The following is a 21743-nucleotide window of genomic DNA, read 5'->3' on the forward strand; positions in this document are numbered from 1 at the left end:
GCTTCCGGCTGGAGCATCTTGCCGGGTGGGACTTGCACCCACTGGAAAGCGCCGCCTTGTCACGGCGCACGCCATTTGCTGACCTTCATGGCGCATCTACAAACCTGCCGTTCGCGCTATGACTTGATGCGACCCATTCGAGACGCCGGGGCGATGGGAGGAGTGACTGCGGAACCCTGGGCAGCGGTCGTTTCGGGCCATGGGAGAACCCGTTCGATCCAGACCGGTTGCGATGCCAGCATGCAGAACCGCGGCCTGACACCATCATGTGGATAGGGGATTTGGCGGCAGTCCTCGCAGCCTCGACATGTCCGCGCGGTATTAGAGCTGGAACTCAGCCGAAAATTCAGCTCCATCAGGATGCAGCGTAAGCCGGGAGCTGCCCTTCAGGGTGTGGCGGAACGCTGCCTCCAGGACGCGGGAGCCGTAGCCGGTGCGGCCGGCGCTGGTTATGATCGGGCAACGTTCCCGCCAGCGAAACATTACCCGCGTCGCGCCCCCTTCGCCCGCCTGCACCGTCCATTTAATGTCAACTCGCCCCTCAGGCGAAGCAAACGCGCCATGCTTGACTGCGTTGGTGGTGAGTTCGTGAACGGCCATTGCGAATGCCTGGACCGCATCTTGCGGTAGCGCGATTGCGGGGCCGTCGAGATTGAAATTCCCACCTTCCCGTCCGCCATGCGCCTGCAGCTCCAGCCGCAGAATCTCGGACATATCAACACTTCCTCTCGGCGCGCGCACCAACAGATCCTGCGTGCGTGCCATGGCACCGAGCCTGCTCTCGAAGGCTCGGCCGAATTCCTCAAGCGAACCGCTGTCGCGCAGCGTTCGTCTTACCAGCGCATCGACGGTGGTGAGGACGTTCTTTATCCGGTGATGGAGCTCGCCGACCCGCGTTTCCCGCTCCTTCTCCATGCGGCGCTGCTCGGTGACGTCGCGGATCGCCAGCAGGATGAGGTCCAGATGGTCGAGGCGTCGCCCGTTGAGGAGCATGACGCGGCGGCCGACGTGCTCAAAATCATGCTCCACTTCCACATCATCGAAGGCGTTGTTGTCGGGCAGGACGTTCTCAAGCAGCTCTCTCAGACGCGGGATGTCCCATTGCCCATTGCCGATCTCGTAGATCAGCCGCCCCTTAGTGTCGTCAGGAGACACCTGGAAGGCGTCATAGAAGGGCCGGTTGGCGCGAACCACCTTCAGGTCCCAATCGAGCACCAGGAGCGCCTCCCGGGTACTGTCGATCAGCTTTTCCCCGAACTCGACGTGGCCTTCGAGTTCGAACCGGGCCTGTTCGGTCTCGGTGCGATCTGAGATGACCAAAAGGATCAGTTCAGGGCGGTCGCCCTCGGGCGGCAGCCGCCTCGCGTTCAGGATCATGATCCTTTTGCCGATCTCCGGGAACTTATGCTCTAGTCGGTAGTGCTCCACTACCGACTGCTGCGGCAGGATCTCCTCCAGGAGCCGACGGAGCTCGGGGATATTCCACTGGCCATTGCCGAGTTCGTAGAGCAGGCGCCCGCGGGTCTCTTCGGTGTCGACCTTGAACAGCGTGTAGAACGCCGAATTGGCTTCCTCGACCGTAAGGTCGTCTCTTAGGACCAGCAGCGGCTGATCCATGGTCTGCAAGATCGCTTCGGCAAGGCCAGTTGAACCGAGATTGTACAACCGGGGTGGCCTGCTTTCCCCCGAGGATTTTTGGTTGCCCATTCGTTACAATGAACAGCAGATTGAGCTAGAGTCCAGTTGGATAGCTTCTTGTGAGCCCCACTTGATCGGAAACAGAAGGAATGGCCTCTTTCTAACGTCAACCGGTTCTGCGGCGCGCGCAGCCAGAAAAGTCGGCTCGCCGCCCAACCGCGACGAAGAACGCTCCGCGGCTGTACGGCAGAACGAATCCTTCGGCCGGCTCGGTCGCGCCACGAGTTGCCCTTCAATGACCGTGGGACCTACCGCCGGATTGCGGGCATTCGCGACGTTAGACTGCGACAGACTGTAACTGGACAGGACGCGGAAACAGGCTAGCATGCGGCGTCGTGGATAGGCTTGCCCGCATCTTTGCAATTGTCCTGCTCGCGGTCTTCGCGGCGGGTACGGTTGCGCATGCAGCGAACGCGACGAGGATGTCGCTGGCCATGTCTTCCGCCGCGATGACCGACGGAGACATGGGCGATTGCGATGCCTGCCCGCCCGAGGACGGCAAGGCCCCATTGTGCGGCCAGGCCTGCCTCGCGCCGTTCGTCGCAATTCCGGCGGCCGCCGGTGTTGAACTTTCCCTTGTGGTGGCCGAAACAGCGGCTTCGCCACTAAAAGAGATGGTCGGCCACACCGGCCCGCCCGACCCCTCTCCTCCCCGAATCATCATCCTGAACTGACGCCGGTCGGGCTTGCCCGGCTTTCGGCGTAGACGATCGCTTGCGCATTTTTTGCCACGGCGATCGGGGTTTCGCATGAAGCGTCGTTTCGCGCGTCGCCATGCGAGCGAACGACCGATTTCAGGATGGTTGAACCATGCCCAGTTTTCCCATGCCGACGCTGACGCGTCGAGCCTTTCTCGCATTGGCCGCGGCAGGCGCGATGCTACCCTTCCGACAATCGCCGGCCGATGCCGCGGCCATCCGCGAAGTACGGTTGCGGGCGGCGCCCGGCGGTATCCGCCTCTTGCCCGAACCAGCCGGCGAGGTTGCCGCGTGGTACTACAACGGCACCGTTCCAGGCCCCGAGATCCGCGTCCGTCAGGGCGAGGGCCTGCGGGTCGAGGTCGAGAACGGCCTTGCCGAGGAAACGACCGTGCACTGGCATGGCGTGCGCGTGCCACATGCCATGGACGGCGTGCCTCACCTCACCCAGAAGCCAATCGGAGCAGGCGAGCGCTTTGTCTACGAATTTGACGCCGTCGACGCCGGCACTTTCTGGTATCACCCGCATCAGCGAAGTTTCGAACAAGTCGGGCGTGGGCTTTACGGACCGCTGATTGTCGAGGAGCACGAGCCGGTTCGGGTCGACCGCGACGTGACCTGGGTGCTCGACGACTGGCGGCTGACCAAATCGGGCGCAATCAGCGAGGATTTCGGCAACCGGCACGACATCCACCACAATGGTCGCGTCGGCAACACAGTCACCATAAACGGCCGCGTGCCGGATACCTTTGCGGTCAGAAAAGGCGAGCGCATCAGACTGCGGCTGATCAACGCCGCCAATGCACGTATCTTCAGTCCCGACTTCACGGGTCTTCAGCCGGTCGTCATCGCGCTCGACGGCCAGCCGGTCGCGCCGCACGCGCCGGATGGCGGGCGGGTGGTGCTTGGGCCGGCCATGCGCGTCGATCTCATCCTCGACATGACCGGCGAGGTCGGCAGTCGGGTTTCGGTCTTCGACCGGTTCTATGAAGGACTGGAATACAAGCTCGTTGACCTCGCTTATTCCGACACTCCTCTCAGAGAACGCGCGCCCGACTGGCCGCTGGCCCTGCCGGCCAATTCGCTGCCGGAGCCGGACCTCGAGACAGCGTCCCGCAACGAAGTCGTCTTCACTGGCGGCATGATGGGCGAGATGGTGGCGCAGGACATGGGTGAAAGCATGGGTCCGGGCGCGCCGGGCAGGATGATGCGCGACATGGATTCGATGATGGGAATGATGCAGGCCATGAACTCCGGCACCGCCTGGTTCATCAACGGCGTCGCTGCCGACGAGGCCAGCCACGACATGAAGCCAGCACAGACTCTCGGGCGGAACAAGAGCCACGTCATCGCCATGACCAACGCGACCGCGTGGCACCACCCGATCCACCTGCACGGCCATTCGTTCCGGGTGATTTCCCGCAACGGCCAGCCCACCCGCCACCGCGAATGGCAGGACACCGTGCTCATCTCGCCGCGCGAGAAGGTCGAGATCGCCTTCGTCGCCGACAATCCCGGCGACTGGATGTTTCACTGCCACATTCTGGAACACCAGGCCGGCGGCATGATGGCCGTCTTCCGCGTCGCCTGACCACTCCACAACCCGAAAGGAGAAGCAAAATGTCCAATATTCTGAAAGCTCTTGTCCTCGGCTCGATCCTGTCGGGTGCCGGTCCGGCGCTCGCCGGCGAAAAGGACGTTACCCTCTACAAGAACCCGCAATGCGGCTGCTGCGAAGGCTATGCCGACTATCTCAGGGAGAACGGCTTCGCGGTCACCGTCAAGCCGACGCACGACCTTTCCGCCATGAGCCGCGAAGAGGGCATTCCGGCGGAAGCCGAGGGCTGCCATCTTTCCTTCATCGACGGCTACGTGGTGAGCGGCCACGTGCCGGTCGGCACGGTCAACAAGCTCTTGACCGAGCGCCCCGACATCAAGGGCGTGACGCTGCCCGGCATGCCAATGGGCTCCCCCGGCATGAGCGGCACGAAAGAGGGCCCGTTCGAGATTCTCGAAATCCGGAAGTCCGGCGGGACCGGAGGCATCTACACCACGGAATAGGAGGCTTCGATGATGGAAGGCATGAGCGGCATGATGATGTTCGGCATGGGCCTGGTGTGGTTGCTCGTCGTCGTCGTGCTCGTCCTCGGGGCAGCCGCGCTGATCAAGTACCTGTTCTTCAGCGGCGGCAAATGAGAAGGGTGTCGGTCCTCTTATCTATGCTCGGCGTGGCGGCGGCAGGCCTTGGATTGGCCTGGACATGGCCTTGGCTCACCGACCGGATGGCCGGCGGCGGTGCCTCGGCCGCAACGATTGCGCTCGGCAAGACGGTCTATGCCGAGCGCTGCGCCGTTTGCCACGGCGCGAGCCTCGAAGGTCAACGCGACTGGAAAAGCCCACTGCCTTCGGGACGGATGCCGGCGCCACCCCACGACGCCTCCGGCCACACCTGGCATCACCCCGACGGCGTGCTCTTCCGCATCACCAGGGAAGGACCGGCGACGGTCGTCGGCGGCGGCTACCAAAGCGACATGCCGGGCTTCGGGAATGTCCTCACCGACGAGCAGATCCGGGCCGTTCTGGCCTTCATCAAGAGCACATGGCCCGAGAGGGAACGCGCCTATCAGGCGCAGATGAGCCGTCGGGAACGGGAGCAGACACAGTGAGACCAATCCAAACCGCGGAGACCTCGAGCGCCCGCAACTGGAAAGCATTGCCCATGGAAGCGAAAGCGATGCTCGTGGCTCTATCTTTGGCGCTCGCCCTCGCGACCTCGGCGCAGGCCCACCATCCGGGCGCCGACCTCGACGAGATGATGGGCAGCGAGGAGAAATTCTTCCAGGCGATCGACGAGCAGGCCGCGCCGCCTTTCGAACTGGCCGACGCGGACGGAAAGCCCGTCCGCCTTTCCGATTTTTCCGACAAGATAGTGGTGCTCTACTTTATCTTCGCGAGTTGCACGGACCTGTGTCCGATACATTCCGAGGTGATTGCGGACATTCAGCGCAAGGTCAACGATACGCCGATGAAAAACCGGGTGCAGTTCCTGGCGGTGACGACTGACCCGGTCAAGGACACGTCCGAAGTCCTCAAGGCCTATGGTCCTGCGCATGGACTGGACGCCCGCAACTGGATGTTCCTGACGACAAAGCCGGGCCAGATGGAGGACACCACGCGAAAGCTCTCGGAGGAATACAATGTCCGGTTCGAACAGCTGGAAGACGGCCAGCAGATGCATGGTGCCGTCACCCACGTCATCGACCGCGGCGGGCGCTTTGCCGCCAAGTTCCACGGCCTGAGGTTCGATACGTTGAACATGGTTCTCTACATCAACGGCCTCACCAACAACGTGCGGAAACCGGCAAAGCCCGAGGCCGGCTGGTGGGACAGGTTGAAAGCAATGTTCAGGTAAACGTTGACCAATCGAAAAACCCTAGCCGCGACGCCACGGTTCCCCGAACGACCGGAAAGGGGTTGTTGCTTGCCGTAGAACTTCCCCGAAAGAAGGGCAGAGAAGGGTCACGGAGCGCCGCTTCGGAATGCGACGCTCCGCGGCGCTCTACAGTTCGACTTGTTCAGAAATAGCCAACGCATCGTCCACTTCAATGCCAAGGTAGCGGACGGTGCTCTCAAGCTTGGTGTGCCCGAGCAGCAGTTGCACGGCGCGGATGTTGCCGGTCTTCTCGTAAATCTGCGAAGCTTTCGTGCGTCTCATCGAATGAGTGCCATAGCGCTTCGGATCGAGCCCGATGCTCGAAACCCATTTGTCGACAATCCTTCCGTACTGCCTCGTCGACATGTGTGGTTTCGCCCGTACGCGACTCGGGAACAAATAATCCCTTTCGGTGAGACCACGGCGGGTTATCCAAGCACCGACGGCGGCGCGGGTCTGCTCTGTGATCTCGAATTGGACCGGCCGCCCTGTCTTCCTTTGAACGATCACCGCCCGATCGCGGACAGCGCCGGAAAGCGCAATGTCGCTGACCGCGATGGTGACCAGGTCGCAACCTCGAAGTTTGCTGTCGATGGCGAGATTGAAGAGTGCCAAATCCCGTTCTGCGCCCGACACCTGCAGTCGTGTTCGAATGCTCCAGACCTCGCGCGGTTTAAGAGGAGGCTTCTGACCAACAATGTGGCCTCTGTTCCAGATGGACATGGTTCTTCTCCCATGCCGCCCTCCGCAGCCGCAGCGCTCAACACGAGCAGGCGAATGTAACAATGGCTGAGAGCGTCGCCGAGGATTTCAGGCCGAAAGGGTTACCGGGCTCCCGGTTGATCGAAGCCGCGGGCCGATCAATGGGCGCAAGGCGCCATCTCGCGACATTCTGGCCGCTTCTCCAAAGCTGATCTTCGAGCAACGGCAGCTGTCGACCTTCGCGATCGTCAGTCAAACTTCCGGGCTCTGCATTAGCTGAAGAGTGCCACGATTCCATAACAGCAAGCAGCAATCAGCGCCGTAGAGGGCATGGTGATGACCCAGGCGATCACGATCGAGCCGGCTATGCCCCAGCGGACGGCAGAGATGCGCCGTGCCGCTCCGACGCCGACGATCGCGCCGGTGATGGTGTGCGTGGTGGAGACCGGGATGCCGAGCCAGGTCGCGCCGAACAGCGTGATCGCGCCGCCGGTCTCGGCGCAGAAACCCTGCATCGGATTGAGCCGAGTGATCTTCGAGCCCATCGTGTGGACGATGCGCCAGCCGCCAAACAGCGTGCCTAGCGCCAGCATTGCCTGGCAGGTGATCACCACCCAGAAGGGCACGTAGAACTCGCCCCCGAGCATGCCCTGCGAGTAGAGCAGCACCGCGATGATGCCCATCGTTTTCTGCGCATCATTGCCGCCATGGCCGAGCGAATAGAGCGACGCCGACACGAATTGCAGGGTGCGGAAGGTATTGTCGACCGCGAACGGCGTCTGGCGCACGAAAATCCAGGAGACGGTGAGTATCAGCACCAGAGCCAGCACGAAGCCGGTGAGCGGCGACAGCACGATGGCCGCGACCGTCTTCAGCAGCCCCGACCAGACGATGGCGACGCTTCCCGCCTTGGCGACAGCCCCGCCGACCAGCCCGCCGATCAGCGCATGCGAGCTCGACGAGGGTATGCCGTAGAGCCAGGTGATGATGTTCCAGGCGATTGCGCCGACGAGCGCCGCGAACACGACCTGCGGCGTCACGATGTCGGCGCTGACGATGCCCCTGCCGATGGTCTCGGCGACGTGGAGACCGAAGAACATGAAGGCTATAAAATTGAAGAAGGCAGCCCAGAAGACCGCATATTGCGGGCGCAGCACACGCGTCGAGACGATGGTGGCGATGGAGTTCGCCGCGTCATGCAGGCCGTTCAGGAAGTCGAAAAACAGCGCAACCCCGATCAGGCCGACCAGAAGCGGAAAGGCGAGTGTCGGGTCCATCCGCTCAAACGTTCTCGATCACGATGCCGCTGATCTCGTTGGCGACGTCTTCGAAGCGGTCGACCACCTTTTCCAGCTGGCCATAGAGCTCGCTGCCGACGATCCACGCCATGGCGTCGGTCCTGCCGTGCCTCTGGAAGAGTTCCTTCAGGCCTGCGTCGTGCAGCCCGTCGGCGCGCTCCTCGACCTTGGTGATCTCCTCGGCAAGGGCGCCGAGCCGTGTGACGTTGGCACCGACTTTTTCCAGCAGCGGGATCGCCTCGGCGGTCAGATGCGCGGCCTCGACGATGACGGCGCCCATCTCGCGCATGCGCGGCTCGAAGCTCGTTTGCTCGAACAGCCTCACCATCTTGACCACCTTGTGCATCATATCGATAGCATCATCCATCGACTGGATCAGGTCCTTGATGTCGCCACGGTCAAAAGGGGTGATGAAGCTCTTGCGCACGGCGAGCAGCACCTCGCGAGTGACCGCGTCGGCCTGGTCTTCGAGCTCGACTATCTCACGGCAATGGCGCTCGACGCCCTCACCGCCATCGAGCAGCTTCTGCAGCGCCTCGGCGCCGGCGACCAGGATGCGGGAATGGCGCTCGAAGAGGTCGAAGAACTTGTCCTCGCGGGGCAGAAGCGCACGAAACCAATTGAGCATGTTTTATCCTGTAGCGTTCAGAAATGAGCCAGTTCAGGCGCTATAGATTCCAATAGGGCAGCCAACTTCGGTTCATCGACCAGGAGTGCTGCTTGATCCGGCTTAAGCCAGGCCCGTCTTCGATACTTCTGCTCCTTCCATTCATCCAGCTCCTGCTGCACGTGAAGCGGGTATACTTCAACGGTTACCGGGACAAACGTGTCCTTCAATCGTTTCCAATAATGGAAGCTGCCAACGGATTGCTCATGCAAAGTGCCCACTACTCCGGCTTCCTCACCCGCCTCTTGAGCTGCAGCCTCGCGGTCTGGTCGACCCTTCATCGGCCACCCCTTGGGCAAGATGAAGCGGCCCGTTTGCCGAGACGTTAGCAGCAAGATTTCAGTGTCTCCGTCTGCAGCGCGGCGATAAGGCAAAGCGGCAACCTGTGCGATGGGCTTATCACGGCGCGCTCGCTTCCCCAGTTTCTTTTTCTTCAAAGGCCCGGCCAATCCATTTCGCTGAGACCTTAGCCCGTATTGTCGGTAGCTGGCTAAATTTTTTGCGAAAGCCACAGCTAGGTTCTTGGACGAGTCCGACGTCGCCCCTTGCACGCAAAACTGCCAGTCTTCAATTAAGACGTGAAGGATCTTCCTTGAGTCAATGCTGACATTCACAGTAAGCAGCAGAAACATCCTCATGAAGGGCAGCTCAGGGTCATCAGTGCTGGTTGCCGCGAATGTCGGCTATCGGGTAGCAAAACGGGTTGATGAAGGTCGGCTTGGGGTCATGGGCGTGAATTCGGCAGGGTCAAACGAACGTCCGCAACGGGTCGGAACAGGTAATCCCCATCGGGAACCAAGTGTCAGATTTCTACCACTAAGTCTTTGGCCGGGAAGCGTTGTTGTTGCGGTCAAGAATAGCCAATGCACCAGCCACAACGCCATCAAATATCCGCCGAATATCGCCAGGAAGTGTACCGACACGCCGGTAACCCATAGGTGATTGAAATCGAGCCACTCGGGTTCTTGCGGCAGCCCGACGGGCGCCAGCCACTGGTAGTAGATTTCCAGAATGAGCGTGTGGACCGCAGTCAGGATCAGGCCGGGCACGATGCCGATACCGATAAAGGCCGTGCCGAACAGAAACACCGTGGTGATCAGGAAGGTCTTGATGATCCAGTATGTCCAGTAGGGATCATTCTCCCACAGCAGGCCGTGGGCGATGGAGGCATCTACGAAGATGGCTGAAAAGCCGACAAGAATGCTGAACTTGATTGTATCTTTTGCGAGCAGAAACATAGCGCACTCCCGCATTGCGCGATATCAACCCCGAGACCGAAGGTAAGTTCCTTGACCTGATCATGTCTCAGCCCATCCAAGGGGCAGCCGCTAATCCTCCCTATCCAAACTCAAAGAAGCGCCGGTGCAGTCAAGTGCCGGGTCAGATCGATTTGAGGTACTCGATCAGATCACCCTTTTCCTGATCGGTCAGATCAAGGCCCAGATGGCCGTCATAGTGCTCGACAACATCGTCGAGGGTGGCAAACCGTCCGTCGTGGTAAAAGCCGCCCTTATGGATCTTCTCAATGTCCCACAAAGCTCGCAACGACGCCGTCCTGTAACGCTCGTCCGGGGATCGCATCGCCTGGAAATCATCGATTCCTATTTCGTCGGCGGTATGCAAATTCCAGCCCGGTTCGGTGAAGAGCGGCGGCACGTGGCATGTTCCGCATTTGGCCTTGTCGTTGAAAAGAGCCTCGCCTTTTTCCGCGGCCGGGCTGTCGAACGTGCCCTCGGGCGGCTTCGGGGTGGGCAGCGAAAGTTGATAGAAGTGAAGCGCCGGCAGCTTGGCGGTGATCCGATCTTCCTTGTCCTGTTTGTGGCCCTGCTTCGTTCGTGCTGCGACCGGATACTTTTCGGCGTCATCAAGGCGTGGGTCATAAAACACGCCTTTCCCGTGCATCTCGAGATTGCCGACATAAGCGTTCCAGTAGCTCACCGTGCCCCAGGCTCCGGTCCAGGTATGGTTGTTTACGCCGGCCAATCCGAACGCCGGCGGATTGAGCGTGGCGGCCGTCTTGCCGTCCGGCCGGAATGCCTTGCCGTCGAGGTTCAATTCGGCATCGAACTTCCCGGGACCCCAAGCCTCCACCGCCTTCTTCACCTCCGCTTCTGATATCTGCAGCATCTCGGTGAATGCAGTGAGATCAGGTGCGAGGGCAACGATCGCCCCGATATTGAGGTCGCGGTTGGGCCAGCCGTCGAGCCTTTGCCCGATGCCAGGCGCGTAGGCGTCGTCGACGGTCGAATGGCACACCGCGCATTGGATGCCCACCGAAGTCAGCGTCTTTCCGTCCTCAGCGAAGAACCCGGTCACCCCGACAACGGCATTGGCTTTCAGCAGAACAAGCGTGCTCGCGGGATCCGCGAGGTCGACCTCGCCCTTGTTGAGCGCATCGGCCACATCCTTGGGAATGGCGTTCACATCGACCTTGAGGCCGAGTTCGAGGGCTTTCTCCGGGCTCAGGCCGGGTCCTGTGCCGCCCAGCTTCTCACCTGCGATTGCCTCGTGGAGTTTAAGTTCGCCGCCCCAGAAATCCTCGCTGCCGAAAGTGTCAAAGCGGAATGTCTCGCGACCTTCCTCGAGATATCGCTTGGCCTGCTCGGCGGCAGCGTTGTCGAAATCCTTCCCGCTTATTTTTCCTTTCGCGCTCATTTGAGCCGCGGCGGGGATCAAGCTTGAAGACAGGAGAAGAGCGAAAATTATTCCTGTACCGTTGAAACGCAAAGGCATGTCACGTTCCTCCCAAAGACGATTGCCAATCGGCGGTCATCTCGGGTTCGCGAGTTCTGGCCGCGCAAAACGGAATGCAGCCGAATGAATATAAACGTTGCAGGCGATCAAAAAATTCCGTCACCCCCCGCCGCCTCGCGAGCCATGCCGATAACATGGTGCGGGGGCTGACGGGCGCGCATTAAGGACCTCGCCATGGCAGCTCTTGGCCTCGGGGGCGCGCTAAGTCTCAACCCGATGCTCCTCGCGCTCGGGAACGCACGGCATCTTCGTGCTCGACCCATCAACGTCTTCTTATCGGTAACAGGAAGCTGCTCGGCGGCTCTGACCCGACCCGGCAGATCACGGTACAGCTCACGATAGTATGGCGAACTTGCCCGGGCATGGGCGACGATGTCGGCGAGACGGGCGCGCTGACGTTGCGCGATTGCGCCCACGCCCTTCTTTTGTGTGCGCCACGCGTCCCAGATCAGCCTTACAACATGCTCGGTCACAATCGTTCTCGGGTTCACACACCTCCAGCCAGTAGCTAGTGGTGAAAGCCTAACGCTTGGTACCCGCAATGAACGGCAAGATCCGACCCTGAGCTGCCCTTAAATGCTTCTGCTGGAAGGTCGTGATTGAGCCCGAAGCCGACAATCAAAAACGGAATTGCTTTCAATAAGTTGTCCATGCCGGCAGCCGAAATTTCCGCAGCCATCAGGAACCTATCGTGTAATCATCTTCCCATTTCCGGCCGCGCAAGTTCGATGCTTCGGCGGTGCGGATGTGTTATCTAGTTGCTTGTAGGAGTGGGGAGCGCCGATGGAACAGAAACTCTCCGTCATCATGGCCACTGACGTAGTCGGCTACAGCCGGCTGATGGAAATTGACGAGAAAGGTACTTTGTCGGCCCTGAAGAAGCATCGTCAGGAACTATTGGACGTCAAGGTCGCATTGCATCATGGCCGCATCATCAAGCTCATGGGCGATGGCATGTTGGTGGAGTTCCGCGCCGTCGAGGAAGCGGTTCTCTGTGCGGTCGAAATCCAACGGGAGATGCGGACGAGGAACACGAACGTCCGTCGCGATCGGCAAATAGAATTTCGCATCGGCATTAATATCGGCGACATCCTGTTCGAAGACGAAGACGTCTATGGTGACGGCGTAAACGTGGCGGCGCGCATCGAGAGCATCGCCAGGCCTGGGGGCGTCGCGGTCTCGGCATCGGTGCGCGATACTGTGGGCAACCGCCTGTATATCAGCTTCGAAGATGCGGGCGAGCAGGCGTTGAAGAACATTGAACGTCCGCTCCGGATTTTCAATGTCATCATCGATGATGACACGCCATCCAAGCACACGCCCACCGCCCTCATGGCACCGCCGTCGCTCGACGTTCAGGATAATCCTGCTATCGCGTCGAACAGAACGCTTCTCTATGTCTCGAGGTTTGTGAATTTGAGCGGCGATCCCGACCAGGAGTATTTCGCCGCCGGCATAACCGAGGATATCGTTGCCGCATTGTCGCGCTTCTCCGGGTTAAACGTGATCGTTCGCTTGCCTCGTTCAGAGCCGCAACAGAATGCTCCGGCCACGCATTACACTCTTGAGGGCAGCGTGAGGCGGCTCGGCAATCGCGTCCGGGTCAATGCCAATCTGACCAATGCGTTACACGAACACATCTGGGCGGAGAAATACGATTTCGACCTTGTCGATGTGTTCTACATCCAAGACGAGCTGTCCCAATCCATTCCGGCCGCCCTTAACATCAAGATCGAGGAGGCCGAGCGCCACCGTGTTCTCGGCAAACCGCTAACCGCACTGAGGGCATACGACTTTTACCTGCGCGGCAGGCATCTTGAGATGAGCTTGAATCCGGATGACGTCAGACTTGCCAGGGAGATGTTCGTCGCCGCGATCGACGACGATCCGGGCTACGCGCGCGGATACCTGGGACTCGCCTGGCTCGAGATACACAGGCTGAAATGGAATGAGCGCGTCGATCTGGAAACCACGCTGGCAAGTGCATTCGCGTCGGCGAGCAAAGCCCTTGAACTCAGTCCCTACGACGCCAACGTCCACTGGGCGCTGGGCGTCGTTTACCTCTGGCGGGGGGAAGCTGAAAGAGCAATAGGCTGTTACGAACGCGGCCGCGAGCTTGCGCCCAACAATTGCGATCTCCTCGCCGAATATTGCGATGCCTTGGGCTATCTCGGGCGTCTCGAGGACGCGACCAGAATCGGAGAACTGGCTTTACGGCTCAACCCCAGCCGACCCGACTGGTACCTTTGGAACATTGCGGCCAGCAAATACCTTTCCGGAAACTACCTCGAAGCCCTGTCCCTTTTGGAAAAGATGGCGGATCTTGGTTCCGCCTACCGCTTGCTGGCGGCAACATATGCCCAACTTGGTCGCTTGGAGGACGCCCGTCGCGCCGCTAGCGAACTTCTCAAGCTCAATCCGGAATTCTCGATCGAGCGATACAGCTCCCGCGCGCCATATCGGGATAAGGCTCTCCTTGCCCGATACGTCGAAGGCTTGCGGCTCTCTGGCCTGCCGGAATGAAACGCTGGGCATTCGTAGGTAAATCACCATCGCAGCAAACGACGTGACTTTCCGATCGTCCGCAACTGTCGCTTCTTGCCCGTTCAGACCGTCAACGCGAACTCTCCACCCTGAACTGCCCTGCGCGTCGGGTACCAAGCGTCAGGCTTTCACCACTAGATCATCGGGTTGGATGCGCGTTGGAATTGCCTGCAGTGCGTCAGTGCGAGGGCGACGGGCGATTCCGTAACGTGAAGTTTCTGCTTCAGCTGTTTCGAAGGGTCTGTTGCGCAATTCGCCAGGCCTGCTCCACATGTCGCCGGGCCGCCGCTTCGGCTTCCTCGCCGTTGCGCGACTTGATGGCGTTCATGATGTCGGTCATTTCGGCAATTGCGGCATCGCGGCGGTCCACCGAAGCGATGGTCATGGAACGCAGCTGGTTGATGCGGACGTTCAGACCCTGGACGATCTCCCAGGCGATGCGCTTGTCGGCGGCATCGAAAAGCACTTCATAGAATTTTGTCGTCGCCCGCATCACCTCGATCGGATTGGCTGAGGCCCACGCCGTGAGCAGCACATCGAATGCGCGCTCAAGCGCAGCGATCTGGTCCTCAGTCGCCGTCAGCGCGCAGGCGCGCGCCGCGATGCCCTCCATCAAAGCGCGGAGTTCATAAATCTCATCGGTGCGGCTGAGATCCGGCCTGGCCACCGCGGGTCCGTGGCCTGGTATCATCTGGACAAGGCCCTCAGTCTCCAACTGCCGCAGAACTTCGCGCACCACCGAGCGACTGACGCCGAGCTGGTCGCAAAGCGGCCGCTCGACCAGCCGTTCGCCGGGCTGGAAGTGGAACCCCATGATCGCGTCGCGCATGCGCTCCAGCGCCAGCGTTCTCAGCGTCTTGGTGGATCGTTCGATCCTCAGTGTGTCGTCGGCCAATTCATCTACTCCCAGCATCCGCAAACAAACAGATTCGACGATCCGTTGACAAGGGATTTGGTCTTCAATAGTATGGTATACCATAAGATAGTCGAGGCAAAGGAACTTTTCCGGACGTCTCAGCCCGATCGACCACAGAGGATTCGATGAAGCCGGCCATCCGAAAGATCGTCACCTATGTTGAGAACACGCTGATTGAAGGCGGCAAGGTGGCCCCCCGGCCGCTGCGCCTGATCGGCGTGGCGGCAGTGCTCGACAATCCCTGGGCCGGGCGCGGTTTCACTGAGGACCTTTCTCCCGAGATCCGCGCCTATGCGCCGGTTCTGGGGGAGGTGCTGACCCGTGAAATCCTCGCGGTTGCGGGATCCGGCGAAGCGATCGAAGGCTACGGCAAGGCCGCAATCTGCGGCACATCAGGGGAGATCGAGCATGCTTCCGCGCTCATCCATACGCTGCATTTCGGCAACCACTATCGGCGTGCCGTCGGCGCCAAGACCTATCTTGCCTTCACCAACCTGCGTGGCGGGCCGAACACGCCGATCATGATCCCGCTTATGGACAAGAACGACGAAGGCCGACGTTCCCACTACCTGACTGTGCACTTCCAGATCGGTGACGCGCCGGCGCCAGACGAATTGGTGGTGGCGCTTGGCGCCTCGATCGGCGGACGACCGCATCATCGCATCGGCGACCGCTACCAGGATCTCAAGGAGGTCGGCGACCTGCATGGCTGAGCTGACGGAGCCTGGCTGGCATCGCGGAACGGCGCCTGACGGTACCGGCTTCATCCGTGCCGGATCCGGCGCGCCGGTCCTCCTCATCCACGGCGTCGGCATGAATGCGGCGATCTGGAACCCCCAGATCGCGCTTATGAAGGGCAGATGGGATGTGATCGCGATCAACATGCTGGGACACGGCCTGTCGCCGCTACCACCTGAAGACGCGAGCCTTGCCGACTATGCCGGACAGGCAATCCGGCTTCTTGATCACCTTGGCCTGGGTGCCGTCTCGATCGTTGGCCATTCAATGGGGGCGCTGGTCGGGCAGGAAATCGCTCTCAACGCACCCGAACGGGTCCGCCGCATGGTGTCGCTCAACGCGGTCTTTCGCCGCCCGGCGGACCTTGCGCAGGCGGTGCGCGAACGCGCCGCCGAATTGAACGGCGCGGAAAACCCGTCAGGGACGGACGCAACGATCGCGCGCTGGTTCGGCAACCCCGTCCCCGACAGCCTGGCCGAGGCCGCAAGGACAACGCGCGCGGCACTGCAAAGCGTCAACTCCGAAGGCTATGCGCGCACATATCGACTTTTCGCCCATGCCGATGCGGCGCATGGCGATCGTCTTCCCAGTCTCGCGATGCCGGCCCTGTTCATGACCGGCTCGCAGGACAGGAATTCCTCGCCTGCGATGTCGGCGGCGATGGCGCGCCTCGCGCCGCGCGGTCGCTGCGTCGTTCTGGAGGGCGAACGACATATGATGGCCGTTGCCTCGCCTGACGTGGTCACACGGCGCATTGTCGATTTTCTCGAGAGCAACGACGGCGCAAGCGCATCGGCGCGACCGGCGATGGACACAGCCTTCGACGCGGGCGAATTCAGGCGGGCGCTCGGTTCCTTCCTGACCGGCGTTACCATCGTGACCGCGATCGGGCCGGAAGGAGAGCCTCGAGGCTTCACCGCCAATTCGTTTACATCCGTTTCGCTCGATCCGCCGCTTGTGCTGGTCTGCATCGCCAAGAAAGCGCTGGGCCATCCGGTGTTTTCGACCTCGAAGTGCTTTGCCGTCAACGTGCTCTCGGAGGAACAGCGAGCCGCGTCCGGCGTCTTCGCTTCGAAATCGCAGGACAAGTTCTCGGCTGTCGAGTGGCGCTTCGGCCCGACCGGCAGTCCACTGCTCGCTGGATCGGTGGCTACGTTCGACTGTGACATGGAGCAGTTGGTCGACGCCGGCGACCATTCGATCCTCATCGGCCGCGTTCGCGAATTCTCCCACAATTCATCGCAGCCCCTCGGCTATTGCCGTGGGGCGTATGTCTCGCCCGGTCTCAGCCAGGAAGCGTTGGCGGCCGCGCCTCCGGACATGGAAGTCGGCGCCATCCTCGAAGATGAAGGCCGCGTGCTGTTCTTCGAAACCGCCGACGGCTTTCTCGAACTGCCGGCGGGCCGAGGGCTCGGAACGCCCGGCGACACGCGAAGCCTTAGGGGATGCCTCGCTGCGAAAGCCATCGAGGCTAATCTCGGATTCCTGTTTGCGGTCTGGGACGACGCCGCAAACCCATCGCGAACGCATGTCTACTACCGCGGCACGGTGGACGCGCCCCACTCCAGCGATCGCCAGGTCCGGCTCGTCGACATCGACAGGATTGCCGGACTGAACATCGCCGACGCTGCTGTGCGCTCGATGCTCGCCCGCTATGTTCGCGAATGTCGGGAGGATGCGTTTGGAGTCTATGTCGGCAACGAGGTCGAAGGTGAAGTCCGTCCGCTCGCCAAGCCGGTATCCATGAACACTTCGGGGTGAACAGATATGAAGTTCTCGCTCTTCGTCCATATGGAACGCTCGGACCCGGCAAAGCCGCATGCCGAACTCATCGACGAGCTTGAGGAACTGGTTGTGATGGCCGAGGCGGCAGGCTTCGAGACGGCCTGGATCGGCGAACACCACGGCATGGAGTTCACCATCTCGCCAAACCCGTTCATCAACATCGCCTATCTCGGCGCCAGGACGAAGCGCATCCGGCTCGGCACAGGAACGGTCATCGCGCCGTTCTGGCATCCGATCAAGCTCGCCGGCGAGGCAGCAATGACCGATGTCGTCACGGCTGGCCGGCTCGACATCGGCATCGCGCGCGGCGCCTACAGCTACGAATACCAGCGCCTGTTCCCGGGGCTCGACGCCTGGGGCGCGGGCCAGCGCATGCGCGAGATCATCCCGGCCATCAAGGGCCTCTGGGAGGGCGACTTCGAGATGTCCGGGGAGTTCTGGTCGTTTCCCTCGACCACCTCGTCGCCCAAGCCGGTGCAAAAACCGCACCCGCCGATCTGGGTGGCGGCGCGCGATCCGAACTCGCACGACTTCGCCGTGTCCAACGGCTGCAACGTCCAGGTGACGCCGCTCGCCTCGGGCGATGATGAAGTAACCAGCCTGATGGAGCGCTTCAACGCGGCGTGCGCGGCGCATCCCGACATGGCCCGCCCCGAGATCATGCTGCTGATGCACACATTCGTTGCAGAAGACGCCGCCGATGCGGAACAGCTGACGAAGGACCTGTCGCTGTTCTACTGCCAGTTCGGCGCGTGGTTCCAGAACAAGAAGCCTGTTCGCCAAGGCATATTGGAAGCGCTCACCGGCGACGAGATCGCGGCCATGCCGCAATACGCGCCCGACAAAATGCGACAGAACCTGGTCATCGGCGAAGCCGAAGAGGTGATCGCCCGGCTGAAGGCATACGAGGCGCTCGGCTACGACCAATATTCGATCTGGATCGACAGCGGCCTACCGCACGAACGCAAGAAGAAGTCGCTGCAGCTGTTTGTCGACAAGGTGATGCCGGCGTTCGGGCATGGGAGGCCGCAATGACCCTTGTGGCATTCAGCAACTTCATAAATGGAGCGTTCGATACGCCGACGGCCACCTTCGAAAGCATCGATCCGTCCACCGGAGCGCCCTGGGCGACGATGCCCGCTGCAACCGAAGCCGATGTCGACCGCGCCGTCGAAGCGGCGCACCGGACTTTGCACTCCGCCGCGTGGGCATCGCTGACGGCGACGGCGCGAGGCAAGCTGCTGGTGCGCCTCGGTGACCTGGTCGTCGCCAATGCCGGCCGCCTGGCCGAACTGGAAACGCGCGACACCGGCAAGATCATCCGCGAGACCCGCGCCCAGATCGCCTATGTCGGCGACTATTACCGCTACTATGGCGGGCTTGCCGATAAGCATGAAGGCTCGCATCTGCCCATCGACAAGGCCGATATGGACGTCACCATCAGGCGCGAGCCGATCGGCGTCGTCGCTGCCGTCGTGCCGTGGAATTCGCAGCTCTTCCTTTCGGCCGTCAAGCTCGGTCCGGCACTGGCGGCCGGCTGCACGGTCGTCTTGAAAGCCTCGGAAGACGGCCCAGCGCCGCTGCTGGCCTTCGCCGAACTCGTTCACGAGGCCGGATTTCCAGCCGGAAGCGTCAACATACTGACCGGGTTCGGGCACGATTGCGGCCGGCGCCTGACAAGTCACCCGCTGGTTTCACGCGTCGCCTTCACCGGCGGACCTTCGACCGCTCGCGCTATCGTCCGCAACACGGCGGAAAATCTCGCCTATACGACGCTGGAGCTGGGCGGGAAAAGTCCCGTTGTCGTTTTCGCCGACGCCGACCTGGACAGTGCGGCCAACGCGGTCGTGGCCGGGATTTTTGCGGCGTCTGGACAAAGCTGCGTCGCCGGCTCCCGGCTGCTTGTCGAGCGTTCGATAAAGGCCGAGTTCCTGGACAGGCTGAAGCACAAGGCCGAGGCCATCAAAATCGGCGATCCGCAGGATCCGGCCACCGAAATGGGACCGCTGGCAACGCCACGCCAGCGTGAATGGATCGAGAACGTCGTTGCCGAGAGCCTCGCCAAGGGCGGGACGCTGGTCACCGGCGGAAAAAGGCCCGACGACGATCATCCGCACGGCTTCTACTACGCACCAACCATCATCGACGCCGAGGATTCAGCGCTGCCCTGCGTGCGGGAGGAATTGTTCGGTCCGGTGCTCAGCGTTCTCGCCTTCGACACGGAAGCCGAAGCACTGGCGCTTGCCAACGATACGCCGTTCGGCCTGGCCTCGGGCGTATTCACCACCAATCTCGCCAGGGCGCACCGCATGGCGCGCGACATCCATGCCGGCGTCGTCTGGGTCAACACATACCGCGCCGTTTCGCCGCTCGTGCCGTTCGGCGGCTATGGTCAGTCGGGGCTCGGCCGTGAGGGCGGACTTGACGCCATCCGCGATTACACGCGCTCGAAATCCGTCTGGATACGGATATCCGACGAGCCCATCCCGGACCCGTTCGTCATGCGATGAGGGCAGCGCCAATCGCGCAATTTCATAAAAACAAGAAACCAAGCAACCAACAGAGGAGAATGACATGAAACTGATTTTGACCAGCATTTTGGCCGGACTCTTGGCAGCCACCGCCGCACGGGCCGATGAAATGGTGTTCACCAGCTGGGGCGGAACCACCCAGGAGGCGCAGACCAAATCCTGGGCTGCTCCGTTCGAAGCCAGTTCCGGCATCAAGGTCCTGCAGGACGGCCCGACCGACTACGGCAAGCTGAAGGCCATGGTGGAAGGCGGCAGCGTCGCCTGGGATGTCGTCGATGTCGAAATGGATTTCGCCATCAAAGCGGCCAAAGACGGCCTGCTGGAGCCGATCGATTTCAACGTCGTGCCGAAAGCCGATCTCGATCCTCGCTTCACCACCGAGCATGCGGTCGGCAGCTTCTACTTCTCCTTCGTTCTTGCCTGGAACAAAGGGGCGGTGTCGGGCGAGCCAACCGGCTGGGCCGACATGTTCGACCTGACGAAATTTCCCGGCAAGCGCACGTTCTACAAATGGTCGGCGCCAGGCGTCATCGAGATCGCGCTTTTGGCCGACGGCGTGCCGGCAGACAAGCTCTATCCGCTCGACCTCGACCGGGCGTTCAAGAAGCTCGACACGATCAAGTCGGAAATCGTCTGGTGGGACAGCGGCGCGCAGTCGCAACAGCTGATCGCCTCCGGTGAAGCGGCCCTCGGACAGCTCTGGAACGGACGTGTCTTCGCCCTCGAGCAGGACGGCGCCGATGTCGGGGCATCCTGGAAACAGAACATGACTGCCGCCGACGTACTCGTCATCCCCAAGGGTTCGAAGAACAAGGCGAGCGCCATGAAATTCCTGGCCACGGCGACAAGCGCGAAAAGCCAGGCAATGTTTGCTGAAGCAAGCGGCTACGCACCCATCAACACGGCAGCCAAGGCCGAAATGCCGACCGATGTCGTCAAGTCGCTGCCGGACGCCTATGTCGACGGGCAGATCAACCTCGACATGAACTACTGGGCTGAAAACCGCGACGCGATCGCGGAGCGTTGGTACGCCTGGCAGGCCAAATAGCCGCCGACCTCACCCATGAACCGGCGGGGCGCCGCTAGGCGTCCCGCCTGAGCTGCCGGGATCATCGCCATGTCGGGCAATTTGCTTCATCGACAGCCAATCCTCCGAAGGCCAGACGGCGTCGGCGGCGCCTTGCCGGCGCTGACCCTCATCACCCTGTTCTTCGTGGTGCCGGTCGTCGCGTTGCTGTTGCGCAGCGTGACCGAACCCGTACCGGGCCTGCAGAACTACGCCACCCTGTTTGGCGACGGCACCTACGCGCGGGTCTTCCTCAACACATTTCTGGTCGCCACCGTCGTCACCGCCGTCACCGTCATCGTGGCGTTTCCAGTCGCCTGGATGCTGGCGATCATGCCGCCTGCCCTCGGCTCGATCGTCTTCGGCATCATCATCCTGTCGATGTGGACCAATCTGCTCACCCGCACCTATGCCTGGATGGTGCTGCTTCAACGCACCGGCGTCATCAACCGGACGCTGATGGATATTGGCCTGATCAGCGAGCCGCTGCCGCTGATCAACAACCTGACCGGCGTCACCATCGGCATGGTCTACATCATGCTGCCCTTCATGATACTGCCGCTGGTCGGAACCCTGCGCGCCATTGATCCGATGACGCTGCGCGCCGCCGCTCTGTGCGGTGCGAGCCCCTTCGACGCCTTCCGCCGCATTCTGCTGCCATTGTCGCTTCCCGGAATCGCTGCAGGCGGCCTGATGGTTTTCGTCATGTCGCTCGGCTATTTCGTGACGCCCACGCTGCTCGGCGGCACCTCCAACATGATGCTCGCCGCAATGATCGCCCAGATGATCCAGTCCTTGCTCAACTGGGGGCTCGGAAGCGCGGCGGCTTTCATCCTGCTTTTGGTCACCATGGCACTCTACGCGCTGCAACTGCGCCTCGTCGGCGCCAAGCGCATGACAGGAGGCATCTGAG

Annotated in this window: 22 protein-coding genes; 13 read left to right on the forward strand and 9 right to left on the reverse strand. The window is 61.4% G+C overall.

Going from position 1 to position 21743, the window contains the following annotated elements; translation table 11 throughout:
- Positions 1–321: 321 nt before the first annotated feature.
- Complete coding sequence (locus AC0L3N_RS27000) at positions 322–1665, reverse strand: sensor histidine kinase (protein ID WP_473550531.1); 1344 nt, start codon at positions 1663–1665, stop codon at positions 322–324.
- Between the two features lie 368 nt (positions 1666–2033).
- Between AC0L3N_RS27000 and AC0L3N_RS27005 the strand changes: the two genes are divergently transcribed.
- From AC0L3N_RS27005 to AC0L3N_RS27030, 6 genes are all read left to right on the forward strand, one after another.
- Positions 2034–2372, forward strand: a complete 339-nt coding sequence (locus tag AC0L3N_RS27005) for a hypothetical protein (protein WP_473550532.1) — start codon at positions 2034–2036, stop codon at positions 2370–2372.
- 136 nt (positions 2373–2508) lie between these two features.
- The gene (locus AC0L3N_RS27010) at positions 2509–3987 is read left to right on the forward strand and encodes a multicopper oxidase family protein (RefSeq protein ID WP_473550534.1); all 1479 of its coding nucleotides are present in this window, start codon (positions 2509–2511) and stop codon (positions 3985–3987) included.
- A gap of 29 nt (positions 3988–4016) precedes the next feature.
- On the forward strand, positions 4017–4457 hold the full coding sequence (locus AC0L3N_RS27015; RefSeq protein ID WP_473550536.1) for a DUF411 domain-containing protein: 441 nt from the start codon (positions 4017–4019) through the stop codon (positions 4455–4457).
- 9 nt (positions 4458–4466) lie between these two features.
- Complete coding sequence (locus AC0L3N_RS27020) at positions 4467–4592, forward strand: hypothetical protein (protein ID WP_473550538.1); 126 nt, start codon at positions 4467–4469, stop codon at positions 4590–4592.
- Positions 4589–5062 carry a c-type cytochrome gene (locus AC0L3N_RS27025; protein WP_473550539.1) on the forward strand — a complete coding sequence of 158 codons (474 nt, stop codon included), beginning with the start codon at positions 4589–4591 and terminating at the stop codon, positions 5060–5062. Before AC0L3N_RS27020 ends, AC0L3N_RS27025 begins: the two co-directional genes overlap by 4 nt.
- A 53-nt stretch (positions 5063–5115) precedes the next feature.
- Complete coding sequence (locus tag AC0L3N_RS27030) at positions 5116–5808, forward strand: SCO family protein (protein WP_473550541.1); 693 nt, start codon at positions 5116–5118, stop codon at positions 5806–5808.
- 147 nt (positions 5809–5955) lie between these two features.
- Here the strand turns inward: AC0L3N_RS27030 and AC0L3N_RS27035 are convergent, their stop codons facing one another.
- The 7 genes from AC0L3N_RS27035 to AC0L3N_RS27065 form a co-directional block, all read right to left on the reverse strand.
- On the reverse strand, positions 5956–6552 hold the full coding sequence (locus AC0L3N_RS27035; protein ID WP_473550542.1) for a tyrosine-type recombinase/integrase: 597 nt from the start codon (positions 6550–6552) through the stop codon (positions 5956–5958).
- A 251-nt stretch (positions 6553–6803) separates the two neighbouring features.
- Complete coding sequence (locus tag AC0L3N_RS27040) at positions 6804–7808, reverse strand: inorganic phosphate transporter (RefSeq protein ID WP_287241873.1); 1005 nt, start codon at positions 7806–7808, stop codon at positions 6804–6806.
- A gap of 4 nt (positions 7809–7812) precedes the next feature.
- Positions 7813–8457 (reverse strand): DUF47 domain-containing protein, encoded by a 645-nt coding sequence (locus tag AC0L3N_RS27045; protein ID WP_473550544.1) that lies wholly within the window; start codon positions 8455–8457, stop codon positions 7813–7815.
- A gap of 17 nt (positions 8458–8474) precedes the next feature.
- The gene (locus AC0L3N_RS27050; protein ID WP_473550546.1) at positions 8475–9134 is read right to left on the reverse strand and encodes an NUDIX hydrolase; all 660 of its coding nucleotides are present in this window, start codon (positions 9132–9134) and stop codon (positions 8475–8477) included.
- A gap of 45 nt (positions 9135–9179) precedes the next feature.
- Positions 9180–9734, reverse strand: a complete 555-nt coding sequence (locus AC0L3N_RS27055) for a hypothetical protein (RefSeq protein ID WP_473550547.1) — start codon at positions 9732–9734, stop codon at positions 9180–9182.
- A 142-nt stretch (positions 9735–9876) separates the two neighbouring features.
- The gene (locus AC0L3N_RS27060; protein ID WP_473550549.1) at positions 9877–11151 is read right to left on the reverse strand and encodes a hypothetical protein; all 1275 of its coding nucleotides are present in this window, start codon (positions 11149–11151) and stop codon (positions 9877–9879) included.
- Positions 11152–11758: 607 nt separating this feature from the next.
- Positions 11759–11929: a hypothetical protein gene (locus AC0L3N_RS27065; RefSeq protein WP_473550550.1), complete on the reverse strand. Its 171-nt coding sequence runs from the start codon at positions 11927–11929 to the stop codon at positions 11759–11761.
- 104 nt (positions 11930–12033) lie between these two features.
- Between AC0L3N_RS27065 and AC0L3N_RS27070 the strand changes: the two genes are divergently transcribed.
- Positions 12034–13773 (forward strand): adenylate/guanylate cyclase domain-containing protein, encoded by a 1740-nt coding sequence (locus AC0L3N_RS27070; RefSeq protein ID WP_473550552.1) that lies wholly within the window; start codon positions 12034–12036, stop codon positions 13771–13773.
- A gap of 244 nt (positions 13774–14017) precedes the next feature.
- Here AC0L3N_RS27070 and AC0L3N_RS27075 read toward each other — a convergent pair whose 3' ends face one another.
- Entirely contained in the window at positions 14018–14689 is a 672-nt protein-coding gene (locus tag AC0L3N_RS27075) for a GntR family transcriptional regulator (RefSeq protein ID WP_473550553.1), read from the reverse strand.
- Between the two features lie 146 nt (positions 14690–14835).
- Between AC0L3N_RS27075 and AC0L3N_RS27080 the strand changes: the two genes are divergently transcribed.
- From AC0L3N_RS27080 to AC0L3N_RS27105, 6 genes are all read left to right on the forward strand, one after another.
- The gene (locus AC0L3N_RS27080; protein ID WP_292482036.1) at positions 14836–15423 is read left to right on the forward strand and encodes an amino acid synthesis family protein; all 588 of its coding nucleotides are present in this window, start codon (positions 14836–14838) and stop codon (positions 15421–15423) included.
- Complete coding sequence (locus tag AC0L3N_RS27085; protein WP_473550555.1) at positions 15416–17209, forward strand: alpha/beta fold hydrolase; 1794 nt, start codon at positions 15416–15418, stop codon at positions 17207–17209. The genes AC0L3N_RS27080 and AC0L3N_RS27085 overlap by 8 nt, the downstream gene beginning before the upstream one ends.
- Before the next feature lie 6 nt (positions 17210–17215).
- A complete protein-coding gene (locus AC0L3N_RS27090; protein WP_473550556.1) occupies positions 17216–18268 on the forward strand; it encodes an LLM class flavin-dependent oxidoreductase in 1053 nt (350 codons plus the stop codon).
- A complete protein-coding gene (locus tag AC0L3N_RS27095; protein ID WP_473550557.1) occupies positions 18265–19743 on the forward strand; it encodes an aldehyde dehydrogenase in 1479 nt (492 codons plus the stop codon). Before AC0L3N_RS27090 ends, AC0L3N_RS27095 begins: the two co-directional genes overlap by 4 nt.
- 64 nt (positions 19744–19807) lie before the next feature.
- On the forward strand, positions 19808–20812 hold the full coding sequence (locus AC0L3N_RS27100) for an ABC transporter substrate-binding protein (RefSeq protein WP_473550559.1): 1005 nt from the start codon (positions 19808–19810) through the stop codon (positions 20810–20812).
- Between the two features lie 69 nt (positions 20813–20881).
- A complete protein-coding gene (locus AC0L3N_RS27105; protein WP_473550560.1) occupies positions 20882–21742 on the forward strand; it encodes an ABC transporter permease in 861 nt (286 codons plus the stop codon).
- Position 21743 lies beyond the last annotated feature (1 nt).

The organism is Mesorhizobium sp. WSM4807 (genome assembly GCF_055811615.1).

Coding starts and splice junctions, on each gene's coding strand:
- AC0L3N_RS27100 (WP_473550559.1), top strand. CDS start 19,808: ATGAAACTGATTTTGACCAGCATTTTGGCCGGACTCTTGGCAGCCACC.
- AC0L3N_RS27080 (WP_292482036.1), top strand. CDS start 14,836: ATGAAGCCGGCCATCCGAAAGATCGTCACCTATGTTGAGAACACGCTG.
- AC0L3N_RS27035 (WP_473550542.1), bottom strand. CDS start 6,552: ATGTCCATCTGGAACAGAGGCCACATTGTTGGTCAGAAGCCTCCTCTT.
- AC0L3N_RS27070 (WP_473550552.1), top strand. CDS start 12,034: ATGGAACAGAAACTCTCCGTCATCATGGCCACTGACGTAGTCGGCTAC.
- AC0L3N_RS27105 (WP_473550560.1), top strand. CDS start 20,882: ATGTCGGGCAATTTGCTTCATCGACAGCCAATCCTCCGAAGGCCAGAC.
- AC0L3N_RS27030 (WP_473550541.1), top strand. CDS start 5,116: ATGGAAGCGAAAGCGATGCTCGTGGCTCTATCTTTGGCGCTCGCCCTC.
- AC0L3N_RS27065 (WP_473550550.1), bottom strand. CDS start 11,929: ATGGCTGCGGAAATTTCGGCTGCCGGCATGGACAACTTATTGAAAGCA.
- AC0L3N_RS27050 (WP_473550546.1), bottom strand. CDS start 9,134: ATGAGGATGTTTCTGCTGCTTACTGTGAATGTCAGCATTGACTCAAGG.
- AC0L3N_RS27055 (WP_473550547.1), bottom strand. CDS start 9,734: ATGTTTCTGCTCGCAAAAGATACAATCAAGTTCAGCATTCTTGTCGGC.
- AC0L3N_RS27020 (WP_473550538.1), top strand. CDS start 4,467: ATGATGGAAGGCATGAGCGGCATGATGATGTTCGGCATGGGCCTGGTG.
- AC0L3N_RS27015 (WP_473550536.1), top strand. CDS start 4,017: ATGTCCAATATTCTGAAAGCTCTTGTCCTCGGCTCGATCCTGTCGGGT.
- AC0L3N_RS27085 (WP_473550555.1), top strand. CDS start 15,416: ATGGCTGAGCTGACGGAGCCTGGCTGGCATCGCGGAACGGCGCCTGAC.
- AC0L3N_RS27040 (WP_287241873.1), bottom strand. CDS start 7,808: ATGGACCCGACACTCGCCTTTCCGCTTCTGGTCGGCCTGATCGGGGTT.
- AC0L3N_RS27090 (WP_473550556.1), top strand. CDS start 17,216: ATGAAGTTCTCGCTCTTCGTCCATATGGAACGCTCGGACCCGGCAAAG.
- AC0L3N_RS27095 (WP_473550557.1), top strand. CDS start 18,265: ATGACCCTTGTGGCATTCAGCAACTTCATAAATGGAGCGTTCGATACG.
- AC0L3N_RS27010 (WP_473550534.1), top strand. CDS start 2,509: ATGCCCAGTTTTCCCATGCCGACGCTGACGCGTCGAGCCTTTCTCGCA.
- AC0L3N_RS27060 (WP_473550549.1), bottom strand. CDS start 11,151: ATGAGCGCGAAAGGAAAAATAAGCGGGAAGGATTTCGACAACGCTGCC.
- AC0L3N_RS27025 (WP_473550539.1), top strand. CDS start 4,589: ATGAGAAGGGTGTCGGTCCTCTTATCTATGCTCGGCGTGGCGGCGGCA.
- AC0L3N_RS27045 (WP_473550544.1), bottom strand. CDS start 8,457: ATGCTCAATTGGTTTCGTGCGCTTCTGCCCCGCGAGGACAAGTTCTTC.